Origin of the sequence: Roseomonas sp. TAS13 (assembly GCF_001950415.1) — a bacterium.
Classification (GTDB): domain Bacteria; phylum Pseudomonadota; class Alphaproteobacteria; order Acetobacterales; family Acetobacteraceae; genus Roseomonas; species Roseomonas mucosa.
In genome coordinates, this window is the sequence record NZ_BDLP01000774.1 from 1 (window position 1) to 709 (window position 709).

2 protein-coding genes are annotated in these 709 nt (G+C 72.9%); both read left to right on the forward strand.

Annotated features, from left to right (window positions below; genetic code table 11):
- A partial coding sequence (locus ROTAS13_RS25435) for a DnaJ C-terminal domain-containing protein (RefSeq protein WP_305793739.1) occupies nt 1–271 on the forward strand: 271 nt, incomplete at its 5' end.
- Entirely contained in the window at nt 268–591 is a 324-nt protein-coding gene (locus tag ROTAS13_RS25440; protein WP_058389199.1) for a chaperone modulator CbpM, read from the forward strand. The genes ROTAS13_RS25435 and ROTAS13_RS25440, both read left to right, overlap by 4 nt.
- Nucleotides 592–709 lie beyond the last annotated feature (118 nt).

The window sequence follows — 709 nt, forward strand, 5'->3', positions numbered from 1 at the left end:
CGCCGAGGCGATCCTGGGCGGCCGGATCGCGGTGCCGACGCCGCGCGGCGAGGTGACGCTCACCGTGCCGCCACGCTCCGACGCCGGCACCCGCCTGCGGCTGCGCGGGCGCGGCGTGGCCGAGCACGGCGGCCAGCCCGCCGGAGACCTCTACGCCACGCTGCGGATCGTGCTCGGGCCGGTGGACGACCGGGTCGAGGAGTTCCTGCGCGACTGGGCGAAGGACAGGAGCGGCGACGAGGCCCGCCAGGAGATGAGGAGGCAGGCATGATCACCGTCACCACCGTCCTGCAGCGCGTCCATGGCCTGGACGAGCCGACGCTGTGGAGCTGGGTCGCGCAGGACTGGGTGCGCCCGGCCCGGCGCGGCGGCGAGACCCTGTTCGAGGAGATCGACATCGCCCGGCTGCGCCTGATCCTGGAGCTGCGCGACGAGATGGAGGTCGGGGAAACGGCGATGCCCGTGGTGCTTTCGCTGCTCGACCAGCTTCACGCCAGCCGCCGCCACATGCGCCGGCTCTGCGAGATGCTGGACGCCGCTGGCCCCGAGGACCGCGTCCGCGACATCCTGGGCCGGCTGGGAGGCCGCTGAGAACCGCGTCCGGGGTTGCGCCGTGGCCAGGGGAAAGGCGGGGTCCGGGGACATACCATGTCCCCGGCGGAGAGGCTGTCTCTTGATCACATCTACGCACAGCTCCACCGTAAGGCGA